Source organism: Kerstersia similis, assembly GCF_965139615.1.
GTDB classification, from domain to species: domain Bacteria; phylum Pseudomonadota; class Gammaproteobacteria; order Burkholderiales; family Burkholderiaceae_B; genus Kerstersia; species Kerstersia similis.
The window spans coordinates 25,202-39,116 of sequence record NZ_CBCSIQ010000001.1 but is presented as its reverse complement, the minus strand read 5'-3'; the positions used below and the strand labels follow the sequence as shown (position 1 = coordinate 39,116).

The following is a 13,915-nucleotide window of genomic DNA, read 5'->3' as shown; positions in this document are numbered from 1 at the left end:
CTTGCCCACGCGCACAAGCCCCTACACGCTGGCTGGCGCCCGCATCAGCCGGCCACAAAAATGCTACGCTTCCGATAGCGCGCCGACATGACTGACCTGCCGTGCCATAGCGCCCCAGAACATTTTTACCGGAGTTCCGCCACCATGCCTTCGTTGCTAGAATCCCTGCGCCGTCACACCACCGTCGTCGCTGACACCGGCGATTTCGCCGCGCTGAGGACCCTGCAGCCCACCGACGCGACCACCAATCCGTCCCTGATCCTCAAGGCCGCCCAGAAGGACGAGTACCGTCCGCTGCTGGAACGCGTCGTCGCCCAGCGTCCCGATGCCGCCACGCCGGAACTGCTCGACGACCTGCTGGTTGCCTTCGGCCGCGAAATTCTTGCGCTGATTCCGGGCCGTGTCTCGACCGAAGTGGATGCCCGCCTGTCCTTTGACACCCAAGCGACCGCCGAACGCGGCCGGCGTATCATCGCCCGCTACGAAGAAGCCGGCATTCCGCGCTCGCGCGTACTAATCAAGATCGCCTCCACCTGGGAAGGCATCCAGGCCGCCCGCATCCTGCAAGCCGAAGGCATACGCTGCAACATGACCCTGTTGTTCGCGCTGCCGCAGGCCGTCGCCTGCGCTGATGCCGGCGCGCAACTGATTTCTCCGTTCGTCGGTCGTATCTACGATTGGTACAAGAAGCAAGCGGGCGCCGCCTGGGATGAGGCCGCCAATGCCGGTGCCAACGACCCTGGCGTCAAGTCGGTCAGCAACATCTATGCCTACTACAAGACCCACGGCATCGAAACGGAAATCATGGGTGCAAGCTTCCGCAATGCCGGACAGATCCTGGCCCTGGCAGGCTGCGACCTGCTGACCATCAGCCCCGAACTGCTGACCGAGCTGGCCGGCAAAGAAGGCGAAGTCGAAGCGCACCTGAATGCAGACCTCGCCCGCGAACAGGCGCCGGCACTGCTGCCGTGCAACGAGATTGCCTTCCGCACGCTGCTCAATGAAGACGCCATGGCAACGGAGAAACTGGCCGAAGGCATACGTGCGTTCTCGGCCGATGCGGTCAAGCTTGATGCCATGATCGAAGCCGCCCGCCACCGCGCCATCGCCTGAGCGGACGCCAGGCACCGGCACCAGCCTGCCCGGCCAGCACCAGCCGCGCCGGCACCCCAAACAACAAGGCCATCATGTCATGATGGCCTTGTTTCATGATCCGCATGCGGCAAGACCGCAATATCCGTCATTCACTCGGCGCTGCGTCGCTCCATCAGCGCCCAGGCGATGGTACCGGCATCCACATATTCGAGTTCGCTGCCCGCGGGCACGCCACGCGCCAGGCGCGTTACCTTCAAGCCGCGCGCCGTCAGCGCCTCGGACAAAAAGTGCGCCGTGGTTTCCCCTTCCGCCGTGAAATTGGTCGCCAATATCACTTCCCGCACCAGGCCATCGCTTGCCCGGCGCAACAGCCGGTCAAAATCCAGCTCCCGCGGCCCGACACCTTCCAGCGGCGCCAGGCGCCCCATCAAGACGTAGTACAGGCCCCGGTAGCCCTGGCTGGCTTCTATCGTGTTCTGGTCTGCCGGCGTTTCCACTATGCACAGCAAACCCGGGTCGCGCCGGGGATGGCTGCAGATTGCACAGGGATCCGTTTCGGTGAAATTATTGCAGCGAGAACAACGCCGCAAGCGAGACAAGGCGCCGCCGATGCTGTCGGCCAGCTGGCGCGCCCCGTCCTGGTCGTGCTGCATGAGGTGATACGCCATGCGGCGCGCAGAGCGCACCCCGACCCCCGGCAAACGCCGCAGGGCATCAATCAGTTCCCGCAGGGGAGCGGGCTCACTGGCTGGCGTATCCATGACTACCCTATCCTCAGAAAGGCAGCTTCATGCCCGGCGGCAGCGGCATGCCTGCGGTTGCCGCAGACATCTTTTCCTGGCTGGCCGCTTCGGCCTTGCGCAGCGCATCATTGAAGGCAGCAGCAACCAGGTCTTCCAGCATGTCCTTGTCTTCGCCCAGCAGGCTGGGGTCGATGGTTACACGGCGCACATCATGGCGGCAGGTCATGGACACCTTGACCAGACCGCCACCCGAAGCGCCATCCACAACCAGCTCGGCCAACGCTTCCTGCGCCTTCTTCATGTTTTCCTGAACCTGCTGCGCCTGGCGCATCAGGCCGGCAATTTGACCTTTCATCATGGTGCTGTCATTCCTTGCTTGCTTGGTGAAAATAGGGGCGCCCGGTACGCTCACGCGCCGCCGTTCGCCTCGGGCATGACTGCCCTGACCGAGCCCGGATACACCCGGGCATCGAAATCTTTTTCAAGTTCCTGGACAAAAGGATCCGCCTGCACGGTTTCCTCTGCCACACGCTGGCGTTCGACCCGAACCGCCTCGTCCACCGCATAGGCTGTGCCTTCTCCGGTTTCCGCCACCTCGATATCGAGATTGACCCGGCAGCCGAAATGCTCTTCCAGGCATTGACGCAGGCGATCCCGGCCATTGACCTCCGCCAGCGTGCGCGCGGCCACCTTGAGCCGGATCGTATTGCCCTGCACGCCCAGCCATTCGCTATGGCGCGCCAATTCAGAGGCCAGGCCCGTGACAGGCAAGGACGCGGCCAGTTCATACCAGGGCTGATCCAATGCGATCACACCCGGCCTGGCCGCTCCGCCCCTGGCAGGCCGGGGGGTGGAATGCGCAGGCGCAGCGGAGGGCGTACGCAAGGCCGGGCCGCTTGCCCGGCCCTGGCGCGCCGGCCGCACTGGCGCTTCCATCTCATCATAGACCGGCAGATCGTCACCGGACGGCGGAAAAGCCGGAATATCCATATCCCAGGGCGGCATGTCGTCGTCCGGTGCGGCCGCCGGTGGCGCCGCACGGGTCTCGACCGCATCGGCTTGCGTCACCGCTTCCGCCTGGACCCGCGCTTCCGCCTGCGCGGCGTCAGCCGGCACTGCATCGTTGGCCGGCACAGAGGAACCTGCCGCCACTGCCGGAAGTTCGTCTCGGGTCGTCGCGACCTCGACGCCCTCTTGTGACGGCACGACGGGCGCGTCAACTTGACGCGGTTCGGCCTTGGCATCCGAAGGCGCAGGCACCGGCGGAACAGCCGGCTCCGCCGGGGTTGCCTGGATCGCCAGCGCATCATTGACAGCTTGCGCCGCCTCGGCGGCAGCGGCCGGCGCGACAGGAGCAGACTCGGGCTGCGGTGCAGCCGCCGGACCGCTGGCCGCAGACGTTCCGGCCATGACCGCCGCCTGCCCGCCCTCTACGACCGGAGCCGGAGCCACTACCGCAGGCGCTTCGGCCCGCACGTTCCCTGGCGCCGGCGCTGCGCCTGCCGCCCCACCCGCTGACGCCGACAGCGACAGCATGCGCAATACCGTCATGACGAAGCCGGCATACTCATCTGGCGCCAGCGCCAGCTCGCTGCGGCCATGCACCGCAACGGTATAGAACAGTTGAATGGCATCAGCGTCCATCCCTTGCGCCAGACGCACGATATCCGCCCCCAGCGGATCTTCCGGCGAAATGGCCGAAGGCACGCGCTGCGCCACCGCAATGCGTGACAGCAGCACCGCCAGATCCCCGAGCGCGCCGGCATAGGACAGGCCGCGCACCGAAAGTTCGTCGGCAATCGCCAGGATGGCCGAGCCGTCTTGCGCCAGCAGCGCCTCCAGCAGACGAATCAGATGGCGCTGGTCTATGGTGCCCAGCATGCCGCGCACGGCTTCGTCCGTCATGCTGCCCGCGCTGTAGGCAATCGCCTGATCTGTCAGCGAGAGCGCATCGCGCATGGACCCCGAAGCCGCCTGCGCAATCAGCCAGAGCGCCTGGGTTTCAAAGGGAATGCCTTCTTCGCCCAGCACATGGCTGAGGTGCCCCACAATGGCATCCGCCGACATCTGCTTCAAATTGAACTGCAGGCAACGGGACAGCACGGTGGGCGGTATTTTCTGCGGATCGGTCGTCGCCAGAATGAATTTCACGTAAGGCGGCGGCTCTTCCAGCGTCTTGAGCATGGCATTGAAGGCATGCCCGGACAGCATATGCACTTCGTCGATCATATAGACTTTGAAACGCGCTGCGCTGGGGGCATATGCCGCCTGCTCCAGCAACTGCGTCATTTCATCCACACCACGATTGGATGCGGCATCCAGCTCGACATAATCGACAAACCGCCCGGCATCAATTTCCGTGCAGGCGCGGCACTGGCCACAGGGCCGCGCCGTAATGCCGGTTTCGCAATTCAGCGACTTGGCCAGGATACGCGACAGCGTGGTCTTGCCCACCCCGCGCGTACCTGTGAACAGCCAGGCATGGTGCAGGCGCTGCGTCGTCAGCGCGTGCGTCAGGGCACGCACAACGTGGTCTTGGCCGACCAGAGTGTCAAAGGATTTCGGGCGCCACTTGCGGGCAAGGACCAGGTAACTCATTGCGCGATTGTAGAGCCTGTTGGCCCGGGTGCAAGATCACATTGCCAGATTATCCGGCCACGCCCCGGCCAGCGGGCGACACGCCAGGATAGAACTAGCCATATCGCTACGGCAAGCCTGATGGCGCCTTCAGAAAACAAACAAGCCCGGTGGCGAAAACGCCACCGGGCTTGTGAAAATTCAAAAGGCGAGCCTGACTCCGGCACTGACTCTGCACGACTATGGCTGCTTCGTTCCCGACCTGACCAGGTTCGCCGCCGAACCATGCGGAGGGGCCCGCCAAGCCGAATTCTAGCAGAGTTTCATTTTATCCGCTGCACGCCAGCAAAACCGCAATACGCCCCCCCGATGGCCCAGCGCCACAGCTGCCCGCCGGTTCATGCCTTACTGCCTGCGACGGCGGAACTGGGTCGTTACCAACAACAAGGCCAGGGCGATCAGCCCCCCGCCGCTCAAGTGAGCCAGCGACAGTTGCTCGTCCAGAAACACATAACCCCACAACACACCGAACAAGGGGATCAGAAACGTCACGGTCGTGGTGCGTACCGGGCCCACTTCTGCCAGCAAACGGAAAAACAGGATGTAGGCCAAGGACGTACAGACAAAACCCAGTGCAATCAGGGCCAGCCACGGCTTGATCCCTGCCCCGAGAACGGCCCCGCCCTGTTCAGGGTGCCAATACAGGGAAACCAGCAGCATCGGCAACAGGAATATTGTCGCCCCAACCTGACTGCCGAAAGCCAGCAGCCGGTTATCCATGCCCCCCTGGCGCGTAATCCATACGCGCGTCAGATAACCGACCGTCCCATAGCAGACGGTCGCGATCAGACAGGACAGCATACCGATCAGGACTTGCCAGTCCAGCGCGACCGGCCCGCTCTGCATCAACACCCAAACCCCCGCCAGGCCAGCGAAAATCCCCAGGATCTTGCTGATACTCACCTGCTCGCCAAAGAACAAGCCCCCCACCAGCACGCTCATCAGCGGCGTGTTGGCATTCAAAATGGCGCTATAGCCGGCAGGAATATAGAGGGAAGCAATGGTATAGCAAAGAAAAGGAATCCCCGACCCGATCACGCCCAGCACCAGCGCCGGGATCAGCCTGCCATCAAAAGAGAGCTTGATACGGGTGATTTTCAGCAGCGCATACAACCCCACTGCGGCGATGAACACACGCCCGAACACAGTCGGCATGACCCCCATCACCGGCGTACTGATACGCAGGAACATAAAGCTGCCTCCCCATACCGCCGCCAGCAACAATAACCTTGCCCAACTGTCCGCCTTCATTGAATTCCGCCTTTGCCACGACCAGCATCTCGTTATCCGTCCGCCACTGTATCGCCCGGCCTGGCTGCGCCTGGAAGAGCCAGTGCTTATGTCATGGGAATTGCTGCATTCCCGCCACACCTTTTCTCCCTGCGCCCCAGTGGCATGCCGCGCCCGGCCCACCCTGGCGGCCTTATGCCTCAGCCTGATTTTATTATCACAAAAAGGAATAACGACATCAAAGTAACATCACCGATACACATATAAACTGGCGAGGATCCTTCGGAACTCCTCCCCCATGAAACACGCAATCTTCACTACCGCCCTGAAAAGCTGCGCCGCTCTCGTGCTGGCCGCCTGCAGCCTGCCGGTCTTTGCCAATCAGCCCGTACTGGATGCCGCTGCGCTAGAGGCGCTGCGCAATTCGCCCGACGTACGCGTCATCGACATCCGTCCGCCTGCCGATTACGGCCAGGGACATATCCCCGGCGCCCTCTCCGCGCCCTATGGTTCCTGGCGCGGCCCGGCACATAGCCCCGGCCAGTTGCCGCCCTTGACCCGCCTGGCCGAACAGGTGCAGCAACTGGGCCTGGACCAGAACAGTCATGCGGTCGTGGTCTCCAGCGGTGCCGACATCACCGATTTCGGCGCGGCTGCGCGTGTTTACTGGACACTCAAGTATCTTGGCCTGGAAAACCTGTCCGTCCTCAATGGCGGCATGCAGGCTTGGCAGGAAGCGGCGCTGCCGCTGGAACAGACGACCGCCAGCGTTGCGCCCAGCCAATACGAACCCGTGCTCAACACCGCCATTCTGGCGACGCAAAGCGACGTTCAGGCACAAATCGGCAACCCTGACGCCCGCCTGGTCGATGCCCGTCCCAAGAACTTCTTCCTGGGCGAGGTCAAAGCCCCCACGGCTTCGACACCGGGCACCATCCAGGGCGCCGTCAACATCGAACACAGCCTTTGGTTCGAACCCGGCACGACGCGTGTCGTCAGCCAGGAAAAGGCACGCGAAATCGCAGCCCGCCAGTTCCCGGAAATGGTCGATGACACCATCGCCTTCTGCAATACCGGCCATTGGGCTGCTACGGACTGGTTTGCGCTCTCCGAGCTGGCCGGTGTGCCAAACGTCCGCATGTACCCGGAATCCCTGGCGGACTGGACCAATGCCGCCACCCCGCTCCCCATGGATAACGAACCCAGCCGTGGCAGCCAGATCAGCAACAAGCTCAAGAGCCTCTTCAACTGAGTCTTTCGCAATCTCCTGACAGGGCGGGCTTTTCCCGCAGCGGGCCGACATGACTGCCAACCCGCTGCCCGCCTGGCCCTTGCCCTCTTTCCTTTTCGCCTTTTCCACTATGTCACGCCTACCTCTCTCCCTTGCCATCGCAGTCGCATTTGCTGCGCTGGCCTGGTTCGTTTCGCTGCGCCAATCCCTGCTGTTCGTGGTCGGGCTGGGCATGGGCGGCATTCTGGCCGGCGCCCGCTTCGGTTTTACGACCGGCTGGCGCAAATTGATCGAAAACCGCGATGCCACCGGCGTGTTCGCGCAGTTGGTACTGCTGGCCGTTGCCGCCGCCATTTCCATCCCCTTGCTGGCCGCCTTCCCGACGGATCTGATGGCGGCCCTGGGCCCGCCCAGCTTCAGCCTGCTGATCGGTGCTTTCATTTTTGGTGCCTGCATGCAGATCGCCGACGGCTGCGGCTCCGGCACGCTGTACAAGGCAGGCATGGGCGTGCCCCTGAATATGGGTATCCTGCCGCTGTTCACCCTGGGCAGCTTCCTGGGTTCGGCACAGCTGGACGAATGGGTGTCGCTGGGCGCGGTCCCGCCTATCGGGCTGGTCAGCACCTATGGCCCCGGCAAGGCCTTGCTGCTGACGTTCATCGGCCTGCTGCTGGTCGGCGCGCTGGCTTTCGCCTGGGGCAAGCGTGGCGAACGCACATCGCGCTGGTTGGATCGCAAACTGGTGATTGCCGGCATCGGACTGGCGCTATTGGCCGTCCTGAACCTGATCATTGCTGGACAGCCCTGGGGTGTCGTTTATGGTTTCGGCCTGTGGGGCGCGAAAATATTCACTTCCCTGGGCGTGTTTGACCCCGCCGCGAACCCCTTCTGGGGCCAGCCTGGCAACTTCCATACCTTGTCACAGAACGTTCTGCTGGATGTCACGACCATCACCAACCTGGGCATCCTGGCCGGCGCGCTGTGGATTTCCGCTGGCAAGCCCGGTGCAGGCAAAGCCCTGACAGGCAAGCAATGGGTGATCGGCCTGATCGCCGGCTTCTTGCTGGGCTACAGTTCACGCCTGGCTTTCGGTTGCAACGTCGGCGCCATGGTCAGCGGCATCAGCACGGGCAGTGTGCATGGCTGGATCTGGATCGTGCTGGCCTTCGGCGGCTCCATTCTGGGTGTGCGCCTGCGCCGCCGCTACGGTTTCTAAGGACAGTTCATCATGCAGCGCAAAATTTCCCTCACGCTTTTCTGGGTTGTCCTGGCCGTATTCCTGGCCTGGGACTGGTCGGCTTCCGCCCCCATCAACCTGCGCAAGGAACCCGCCATCATTGCATTGGGGTCTGGCCAGGCGCCGACCGGCGGGCACTGCTCGGCGTTCTGAGCCCGCAAAACGCAATGCCTGCACCCGCCAGGCCCCCGGCAGCCCGGATCGCGCGGCAGCAACAGACTGCCGGCCACTGAACCCATAAAAAAAGTCGGTGTGAAAATTTTCACACCGACTTTTTTCTTGGCCGCCGCCCGTGATCCTTAAGCATCAGGGGGGTGGGCCTCAGGACGACTTTCAGTTCAACACTCGCTGCGGCACTCGGCCCTGCGCTCAGTACAACTGATAACGCTGGCGGTAACGGAAGGTTTGTTCAGGTTTTTCGGCAATGCGGAAGAACCATTCGATTTCCGTTCCGGGATCCAGGGTGCCGTTCGATGCCTGGCGGGGGTCATAAACCAGGAAGTAAACGGTTTCCCCACGCTTGATCCGCTGACCATTCGCCAGGCCGACAAAGCGCGGCAGTTCCGGACGATCGCCATCGGCCTGTACTCGCATATCCGACACGGTGTAGTCCCTGTCATGGGCCGTCATGCTGAACAGGACGCCCGCATTCCATGCTTTGCTGCCAGCCGGATCCTGCTGGTTGACGGCCACGGTATTCATCCAATCATGCGGCCAGCCCAGCTGCGGCTGAACGCCCCCACGGGTGGGGTACAGATTGTCGGGGTCATCATAGGCGCCATGCGTCCTGAGCAGCAGCCCGGGATAATCCTGCTCTTTCACCACCTCGACCGCCACCTGCTGAGGCTGGGTCTTGACGATGCCATCGCTGGTAATGAACTGGTAAACATAGCGGCCAGGATACTGGGGCGTGAAGCTCAAGTTCTCGGTATCCACCGCCTCGACCTGTGCGCTGCCTTTTGGCTGCTCGATCAGTGTCCAGAGCGGATACAGCTTGTCGCCATCGGGGTCGCTCATGCTGATCGGCATCAGGTCGATGCGCTGTCCGACGAGATAAGGTTGCGCTGCGGTGCCCAAATGACTGCCCACCTGCTTGTTGGCGATGGACGTCCAGAGTATCGAGAACTCGCCATAGGCGTAATGATAGAGCCCGGCATATACCGGCGGGTTGTTGACTGCCTTGACATGGATGCTACCAGACGCGGCCTGGCTACGTACGCCTTTGCTGTCCACCACCACCAGGTCAACGACATACCGCCCCGGTTTATCGGCTTTCATGCTGGCCGTTTTGCCGTCGTTCAGTACCTGCAACGTCGCTGCGCTGCCGTCTGGCGTATCAGTCACGGCCCATTCGCATGTCAGTTCATCGCCATTCTGGTCGCTGCCGCCGCACCCGAACTTGATATCCTGATTGACCAGAGCGGTTGCAGCCGTCACCCCGACACTTGCCTTCGGCCTGTAATTGGCGCCACGCTTGGCGGTATAAACCGCCTCGACCGGCAAGCTGTCCGCCTGACCATCGTTGGCGATCAAGCGCACGCGATAGTCGCCCAACACCGTAGGCGTGAACTGTGTCGTGCTCCAGATGGGCGCGGACCAATCTGGCGGCGTGAACCCTTGCGGATAGTCCAGCAACTCCAGTCTATGCTTGCCCCAAAGCTGATCCCCATCAAGATCGTAGGATGAAAACGCGCTGATATTGGTGAGTTGGCCCAGCTCCATCTCATAGGTCTCGGTCGTCGTGACCGGATCCAGTCGCGCGACGGGCGGCGTATTGGCTGCCCCCGCGGGCTTGACCACATTCAGCAGCGCAGAAGCCTGGCTGTAGAGCTGGCCGTCGAAGACTTGCAGCGACACCGCCCAATCACCTGCCGCGATATCCGGCGTCATGCGGAATTCGACCTGCTTGCCTTTGAGCTTGTTTGCAATCTGGGAGCCTTGCGTCCAGCTCGTTGCGCCCCAGCGGTAGCTGAGTTCGTCACCATCGGCGTCCGTGCTTCCGCTTGCGCTGAACACGACTTCCTGACCACGCTCGACCTGATATTTTTTATTCCTGCCAGTCAAGGGTTCCACCGGCGCGCCACCGATAGACACCACGGTGATATTTGCTACCGGGGCGACATTCCCTTTCGACGCGCGCACCAGCACCTCACGCGGCTGGCTGACCTGGTCACCATAGTTGACGATCAGCAAAGCCAGGTATTCCCCCTCCACATCCGCATGGAAGCGCGCCTTGGCCGTCGTCGCATCTGTCAGTGCGGCCTGGGAACCCGCGGGTTTGGACAGCAGCGTCCAGCGATACACCAGCGCACTGGCGTCACCGTCGCTGGGCGCAACACTCTGGCTGCCATCCAGCACCACCTCGGCGCTCAGCGGCACATCCTGCACCGGGGCGGCAATTGCCACCGGCACCTTGGTCGTTGCCGTAATGGTCACGCTATCGGAGGCGCTATCCACCACTCCATCGTTGACCGTCAACGTCGCGGTATAGCGGCCCGGCAGATCAGCCATGAAGCTGGGATTCACGATGCCGGCATCGGCATACACCGCGCTGCTGCCCATCGGTTTTTCAGGCAGGCTCCAGGTGTAGCGCAAGCTGTTGCCATTGGTACCGGGCGCACTGGCGCTGCCGTCAAGCTGCACGACGGTTCCCATCGGTACCACCTGATCGGCCCCGGCATTGGCTACCGGGCTTTTCGTTACCGGGCGCTCACCCCCATCGCCATCCCCGCCGCCACCGCCGCACGCGGCCAGCACCAGAGGAAGGCCAAGCAACATCATGTACTTGTTCAGTTTCATGCTGGTCTCTTTCTGTTCAAAAAATCGGATTTATCCATTCAGCCGGCAAAACCGGGTCCTTGCGCACCCGCTTTGGGCGAATGCGTACTTGCTGCCTTTGTTATCTGGCATCAGTCCTTACGTCGCAGGGGTGCATCCAGGAACGGCAGACACGATGTCAAAAATTCAGGGTCATCCCCAGCCTGGCGGTTCGCCCAGGTGCCGGCACCATGCCCAGGCTGAGAGGATCAACGTAGTAACGGTCGGTCAGGTTGTCGATGTTGAAATCCACCGACACGGCCTCGCTGTACTGATAGCGGGCGTAAATATCCACGACCTTGTAGTCCTGCCAGAGCGTCGGCCAATTGAAGGCGCGCTTGGTGTCATCATTGAATTTCGGCGTCGGGTTGCGTTTGCCCATCAGTGTCAGGCGAGCGCCCAGGTCCAGCTTGCCGTCCAGCCAGCGCGTGCCCAGCAACACACTGGCATGCCATTTCGGCGGAATCATGTCGTTGAAATAGGACGCCGCAACACCATAGTTATTGCAGTCATCGCTCCGATAGCTGCCCTCATGGCAGACTTCGATGAAGTTGTAGCGGGTGCCGCTCAGGCGGGTATAGATACGCCCGGCGTCATAATCCAGGGTGGCTTCGAAACCGCGCAGCTTGACGCTGCGGATATTGCGCATCACGAAGTCCTGCTGCAGGTTTTCCCACTCGTTGGGCGAAGTACGCGTCAGGTAATCGCTGGTCTTGTTGCGGAAGTAGGCCGCCTTGAATGCCAGCCTGTCGTTGCTGCGCAGCACATCGTTGGTCAACAGGTTCAGGCCGAATTCACGATTGCGGGTATGCTCCGGCCGCAGCGGCACGCCGGGCGCAGGTTGTACCGACCAGCCCTGGGTGGCTTCGAACAGGCTGGGCATGCGCAGCGCTTCGGCATGGCGCGCATAGAACTGCAGGCCATTGAGCCAGGGCTCCCAGCTGATGCTGTAAACCGGCACCGTTCCGCTATTGCGGGTTTTATAGTGATAGGCGCAGGCCACGCCATCGCACAATTCCATCGGCACGGCGACATATTGCTGGCAGGTTTCTACGCCCTGGGCATTCATGGCCCATTTGCCGCACTCATAGCGCATGTCGGTACTCAGCTTGCCGTCCCGGGTACGGGAGTTCTGGTAGCGCAGACCGTAATTGATCTGCCACTCCGGTGCAGGCTGCCAGTGCCAGTCCATATACAGGCTGTACTCCCGGCGGTTGCCCTCGCGCCCTGCGGCGTCATCCAGCGCCCCGGTGGACGGATCGGTCGAGATTTTCTCGTGCTGGAAGGTAGCCCCATAGCTGAGCGTATGTTCGCCCCAGACCTCGAATTGCGAGGTATTGCCGAGTTCCGCTCCGATGCGCCGGTATGTCTCAGGTTCCGGCGCTCCCCCCGCCTCTGCACCGGCGGAGGCCTGGTCTTCCGAAGCGTAGTTGCGGTTCAGGCTGTCCGTATGCGTCATCCAGACCTTGGTACGCAAATCCAGCCAGGATTGATCTGCCGGCTGCCAGTGATGCGTCAGCGTGGCTGTCTGCGCCGTCACTTCGCTGTTCTGCGTCTGGTAAATCTTGTTGAACCACATCAGCTGCGATGGCATCAGTTCGCCATATTCGCTGTGGTAGCGCAGGTAGCTCAGTTCGATATCCTGCGCCTCTGACAGCTGCAGCTTGCCTTTCAGCAGCTGTGAATTGCTTTCGTTGTTGCTGTTGAGCACGCGTTCGCCGGTATAGAAACGCGTGGTGCCGCCATTCGTAATGGTGGCCGTGTCGTAGTAGATGCTGGGGGGCGGATCGGTCAGGGTAATGACGGGCTCGGCGCCTTTGCCGTGTTTGCCGGCAAAATAAGTCCCCTGGCGGCGGGTGGAGAGCGCCGCCACCAGCTCCAGTTTTTCGCTGCGCCAGGCACCAGCAACGCTGGCAGCATAGCTGTAAGGGTCCAGCGTGCCGGGACGGTCGAAATTCTCGTCGTTGCGGAACGTATCCGGCATCTGGTACTGCCCGCCACACAGGGCTGCCGGATCGCAATTCAGCCGGTAGGTGCCAGCATTGAACATGCCCCCCGCCGTTCCCGGCGCGGGCGCGGCGCTGCTGTTGCCCGAGGTACTGCCGCGCACGCGTATGCCCCAGCTTTCATCATCATTCTTGATAATGTCGCGGGCATTGATGGTGCGCATTGCAACGACACCGCCCGTGGCACCCGTGCCCAGCGCGCCGGCTACCGGCCCTTTGCTGATTTCTATGCCGCCGATCAGGTCGGGATCGACATAGGAGCGTGAGGCCACGCCTGAGTACCCGCGATAGACGGTGGTTTCCTGGCGTGCGCCATCCACCAGCACCGGTACGCGGCCCTGGCCCTGCATCCCGCGGATATTGATATCCAGGCCACCGGAATTGCGGTTTTCACCAACCAGCACGCCGGGAATGCCCTGGAAGATGTCGCCCACCGAAGTGCCGCGAAAGCGCTCGATATCATCCTGGGACAAGTAATTCACGCTGGCCGCCGTGCGATAGACCTCATCGGCGGGCTTGGGGTCGTTTCCCAGGACTTCCACCGCATCCAGTTTCGCAACCCCCTCGCCGTCAGGCGAGGGGGCCAGCCGCAAGCGATAACCGCCATCTGCCGCACGATAGGCCTGCAAACCTGTTCCAGACAGCAGACGGACCAGCGCGACATCGACGCTGTAGCGGCCACGCACGCCCGGGCTGCTGCGCCCGGCGGTCAAGCGCGTATCGGCCAGCACCATGACGCCAGCCCGGGCGCCGAAACGGCTCAGCACATCATCCAGACTTCCTGCCTGGATCTCGAAGTCGCGCTCGGCCTCGGCGGCAACGGCCGCAGCCTGGGCATGGACGCCGTCCGGCGCGTAGGCTGCCAACAGCAGCAGGCTGACAAGAGAAACACGGAACCGCATTGGCATTCCTGAAAAGT

10 protein-coding genes and 1 other RNA gene are annotated in these 13,915 nt (G+C 62.3%); 4 read left to right on the top strand and 7 right to left on the bottom strand.

What is annotated here, in order from left to right:
• Positions 1–144: 144 nt before the first annotated feature.
• The gene (gene tal / locus ACNA1V_RS00170; RefSeq protein ID WP_415831544.1) at positions 145–1,113 is read left to right on the top strand and encodes a transaldolase; all 969 of its coding nucleotides are present in this window, start codon (positions 145–147) and stop codon (positions 1,111–1,113) included.
• A 131-nt stretch (positions 1,114–1,244) separates the two neighbouring features.
• Here the strand turns inward: tal and recR are convergent, their stop codons facing one another.
• The 5 genes from recR to ACNA1V_RS00145 all read right to left on the bottom strand — a co-directional run bounded on the left by recR (position 1,245) and on the right by ACNA1V_RS00145 (position 5,666).
• Positions 1,245–1,856 (bottom strand): recombination mediator RecR, encoded by a 612-nt coding sequence (gene recR, locus ACNA1V_RS00165; RefSeq protein WP_415831543.1) that lies wholly within the window; start codon positions 1,854–1,856, stop codon positions 1,245–1,247.
• Positions 1,857–1,869: 13 nt separating this feature from the next.
• Positions 1,870–2,196 (bottom strand): YbaB/EbfC family nucleoid-associated protein, encoded by a 327-nt coding sequence (locus tag ACNA1V_RS00160; RefSeq protein ID WP_068370245.1) that lies wholly within the window; start codon positions 2,194–2,196, stop codon positions 1,870–1,872.
• A 50-nt stretch (positions 2,197–2,246) separates the two neighbouring features.
• Entirely contained in the window at positions 2,247–4,436 is a 2,190-nt protein-coding gene (locus ACNA1V_RS00155; protein ID WP_415831542.1) for a DNA polymerase III subunit gamma/tau, read from the bottom strand.
• Between the two features lie 183 nt (positions 4,437–4,619).
• An RNA gene (gene ffs, locus ACNA1V_RS00150) (signal recognition particle sRNA small type) lies at positions 4,620–4,717 on the bottom strand.
• A gap of 103 nt (positions 4,718–4,820) precedes the next feature.
• The gene (locus tag ACNA1V_RS00145) at positions 4,821–5,666 is read right to left on the bottom strand and encodes a DMT family transporter (RefSeq protein ID WP_415831541.1); all 846 of its coding nucleotides are present in this window, start codon (positions 5,664–5,666) and stop codon (positions 4,821–4,823) included.
• Between the two features lie 337 nt (positions 5,667–6,003).
• Here ACNA1V_RS00145 and ACNA1V_RS00140 point away from each other — a divergent pair, with 337 nt between their 5' ends.
• The 3 genes from ACNA1V_RS00140 to ACNA1V_RS00130 all read left to right on the top strand — a co-directional run bounded on the left by ACNA1V_RS00140 (position 6,004) and on the right by ACNA1V_RS00130 (position 8,326).
• A complete protein-coding gene (locus tag ACNA1V_RS00140; RefSeq protein ID WP_415831540.1) occupies positions 6,004–6,957 on the top strand; it encodes a sulfurtransferase in 954 nt (317 codons plus the stop codon).
• A gap of 109 nt (positions 6,958–7,066) precedes the next feature.
• Entirely contained in the window at positions 7,067–8,152 is a 1,086-nt protein-coding gene (locus ACNA1V_RS00135) for a YeeE/YedE family protein (protein WP_415831759.1), read from the top strand.
• Between the two features lie 12 nt (positions 8,153–8,164).
• Positions 8,165–8,326: a hypothetical protein gene (locus ACNA1V_RS00130; RefSeq protein WP_415831539.1), complete on the top strand. Its 162-nt coding sequence runs from the start codon at positions 8,165–8,167 to the stop codon at positions 8,324–8,326.
• A gap of 216 nt (positions 8,327–8,542) precedes the next feature.
• Here the strand turns inward: ACNA1V_RS00130 and ACNA1V_RS00125 are convergent, their stop codons facing one another.
• Together ACNA1V_RS00125 and ACNA1V_RS00120 are read right to left on the bottom strand one after the other, a co-directional pair.
• On the bottom strand, positions 8,543–10,972 hold the full coding sequence (locus ACNA1V_RS00125) for a PKD domain-containing protein (RefSeq protein WP_415831538.1): 2,430 nt from the start codon (positions 10,970–10,972) through the stop codon (positions 8,543–8,545).
• Between the two features lie 157 nt (positions 10,973–11,129).
• On the bottom strand, positions 11,130–13,898 hold the full coding sequence (locus tag ACNA1V_RS00120) for a TonB-dependent receptor (RefSeq protein ID WP_415831537.1): 2,769 nt from the start codon (positions 13,896–13,898) through the stop codon (positions 11,130–11,132).
• Positions 13,899–13,915 lie beyond the last annotated feature (17 nt).

Excerpts from the sequence above, each read along its gene's own strand:
- ACNA1V_RS00120 (WP_415831537.1), bottom strand. The coding sequence starts at position 13,898 with ATGCGGTTCCGTGTTTCTCTTGTCAGCCTGCTGCTGTTGGCAGCCTAC.
- tal (WP_415831544.1), top strand. The coding sequence starts at position 145 with ATGCCTTCGTTGCTAGAATCCCTGCGCCGTCACACCACCGTCGTCGCT.
- ACNA1V_RS00155 (WP_415831542.1), bottom strand. The coding sequence starts at position 4,436 with ATGAGTTACCTGGTCCTTGCCCGCAAGTGGCGCCCGAAATCCTTTGAC.
- recR (WP_415831543.1), bottom strand. The coding sequence starts at position 1,856 with ATGGATACGCCAGCCAGTGAGCCCGCTCCCCTGCGGGAACTGATTGAT.
- ACNA1V_RS00160 (WP_068370245.1), bottom strand. The coding sequence starts at position 2,196 with ATGATGAAAGGTCAAATTGCCGGCCTGATGCGCCAGGCGCAGCAGGTT.
- ACNA1V_RS00130 (WP_415831539.1), top strand. The coding sequence starts at position 8,165 with ATGCAGCGCAAAATTTCCCTCACGCTTTTCTGGGTTGTCCTGGCCGTA.
- ACNA1V_RS00125 (WP_415831538.1), bottom strand. The coding sequence starts at position 10,972 with ATGAAACTGAACAAGTACATGATGTTGCTTGGCCTTCCTCTGGTGCTG.
- ACNA1V_RS00135 (WP_415831759.1), top strand. The coding sequence starts at position 7,067 with ATGTCACGCCTACCTCTCTCCCTTGCCATCGCAGTCGCATTTGCTGCG.
- ACNA1V_RS00140 (WP_415831540.1), top strand. The coding sequence starts at position 6,004 with ATGAAACACGCAATCTTCACTACCGCCCTGAAAAGCTGCGCCGCTCTC.
- ACNA1V_RS00145 (WP_415831541.1), bottom strand. The coding sequence starts at position 5,666 with ATGTTCCTGCGTATCAGTACGCCGGTGATGGGGGTCATGCCGACTGTG.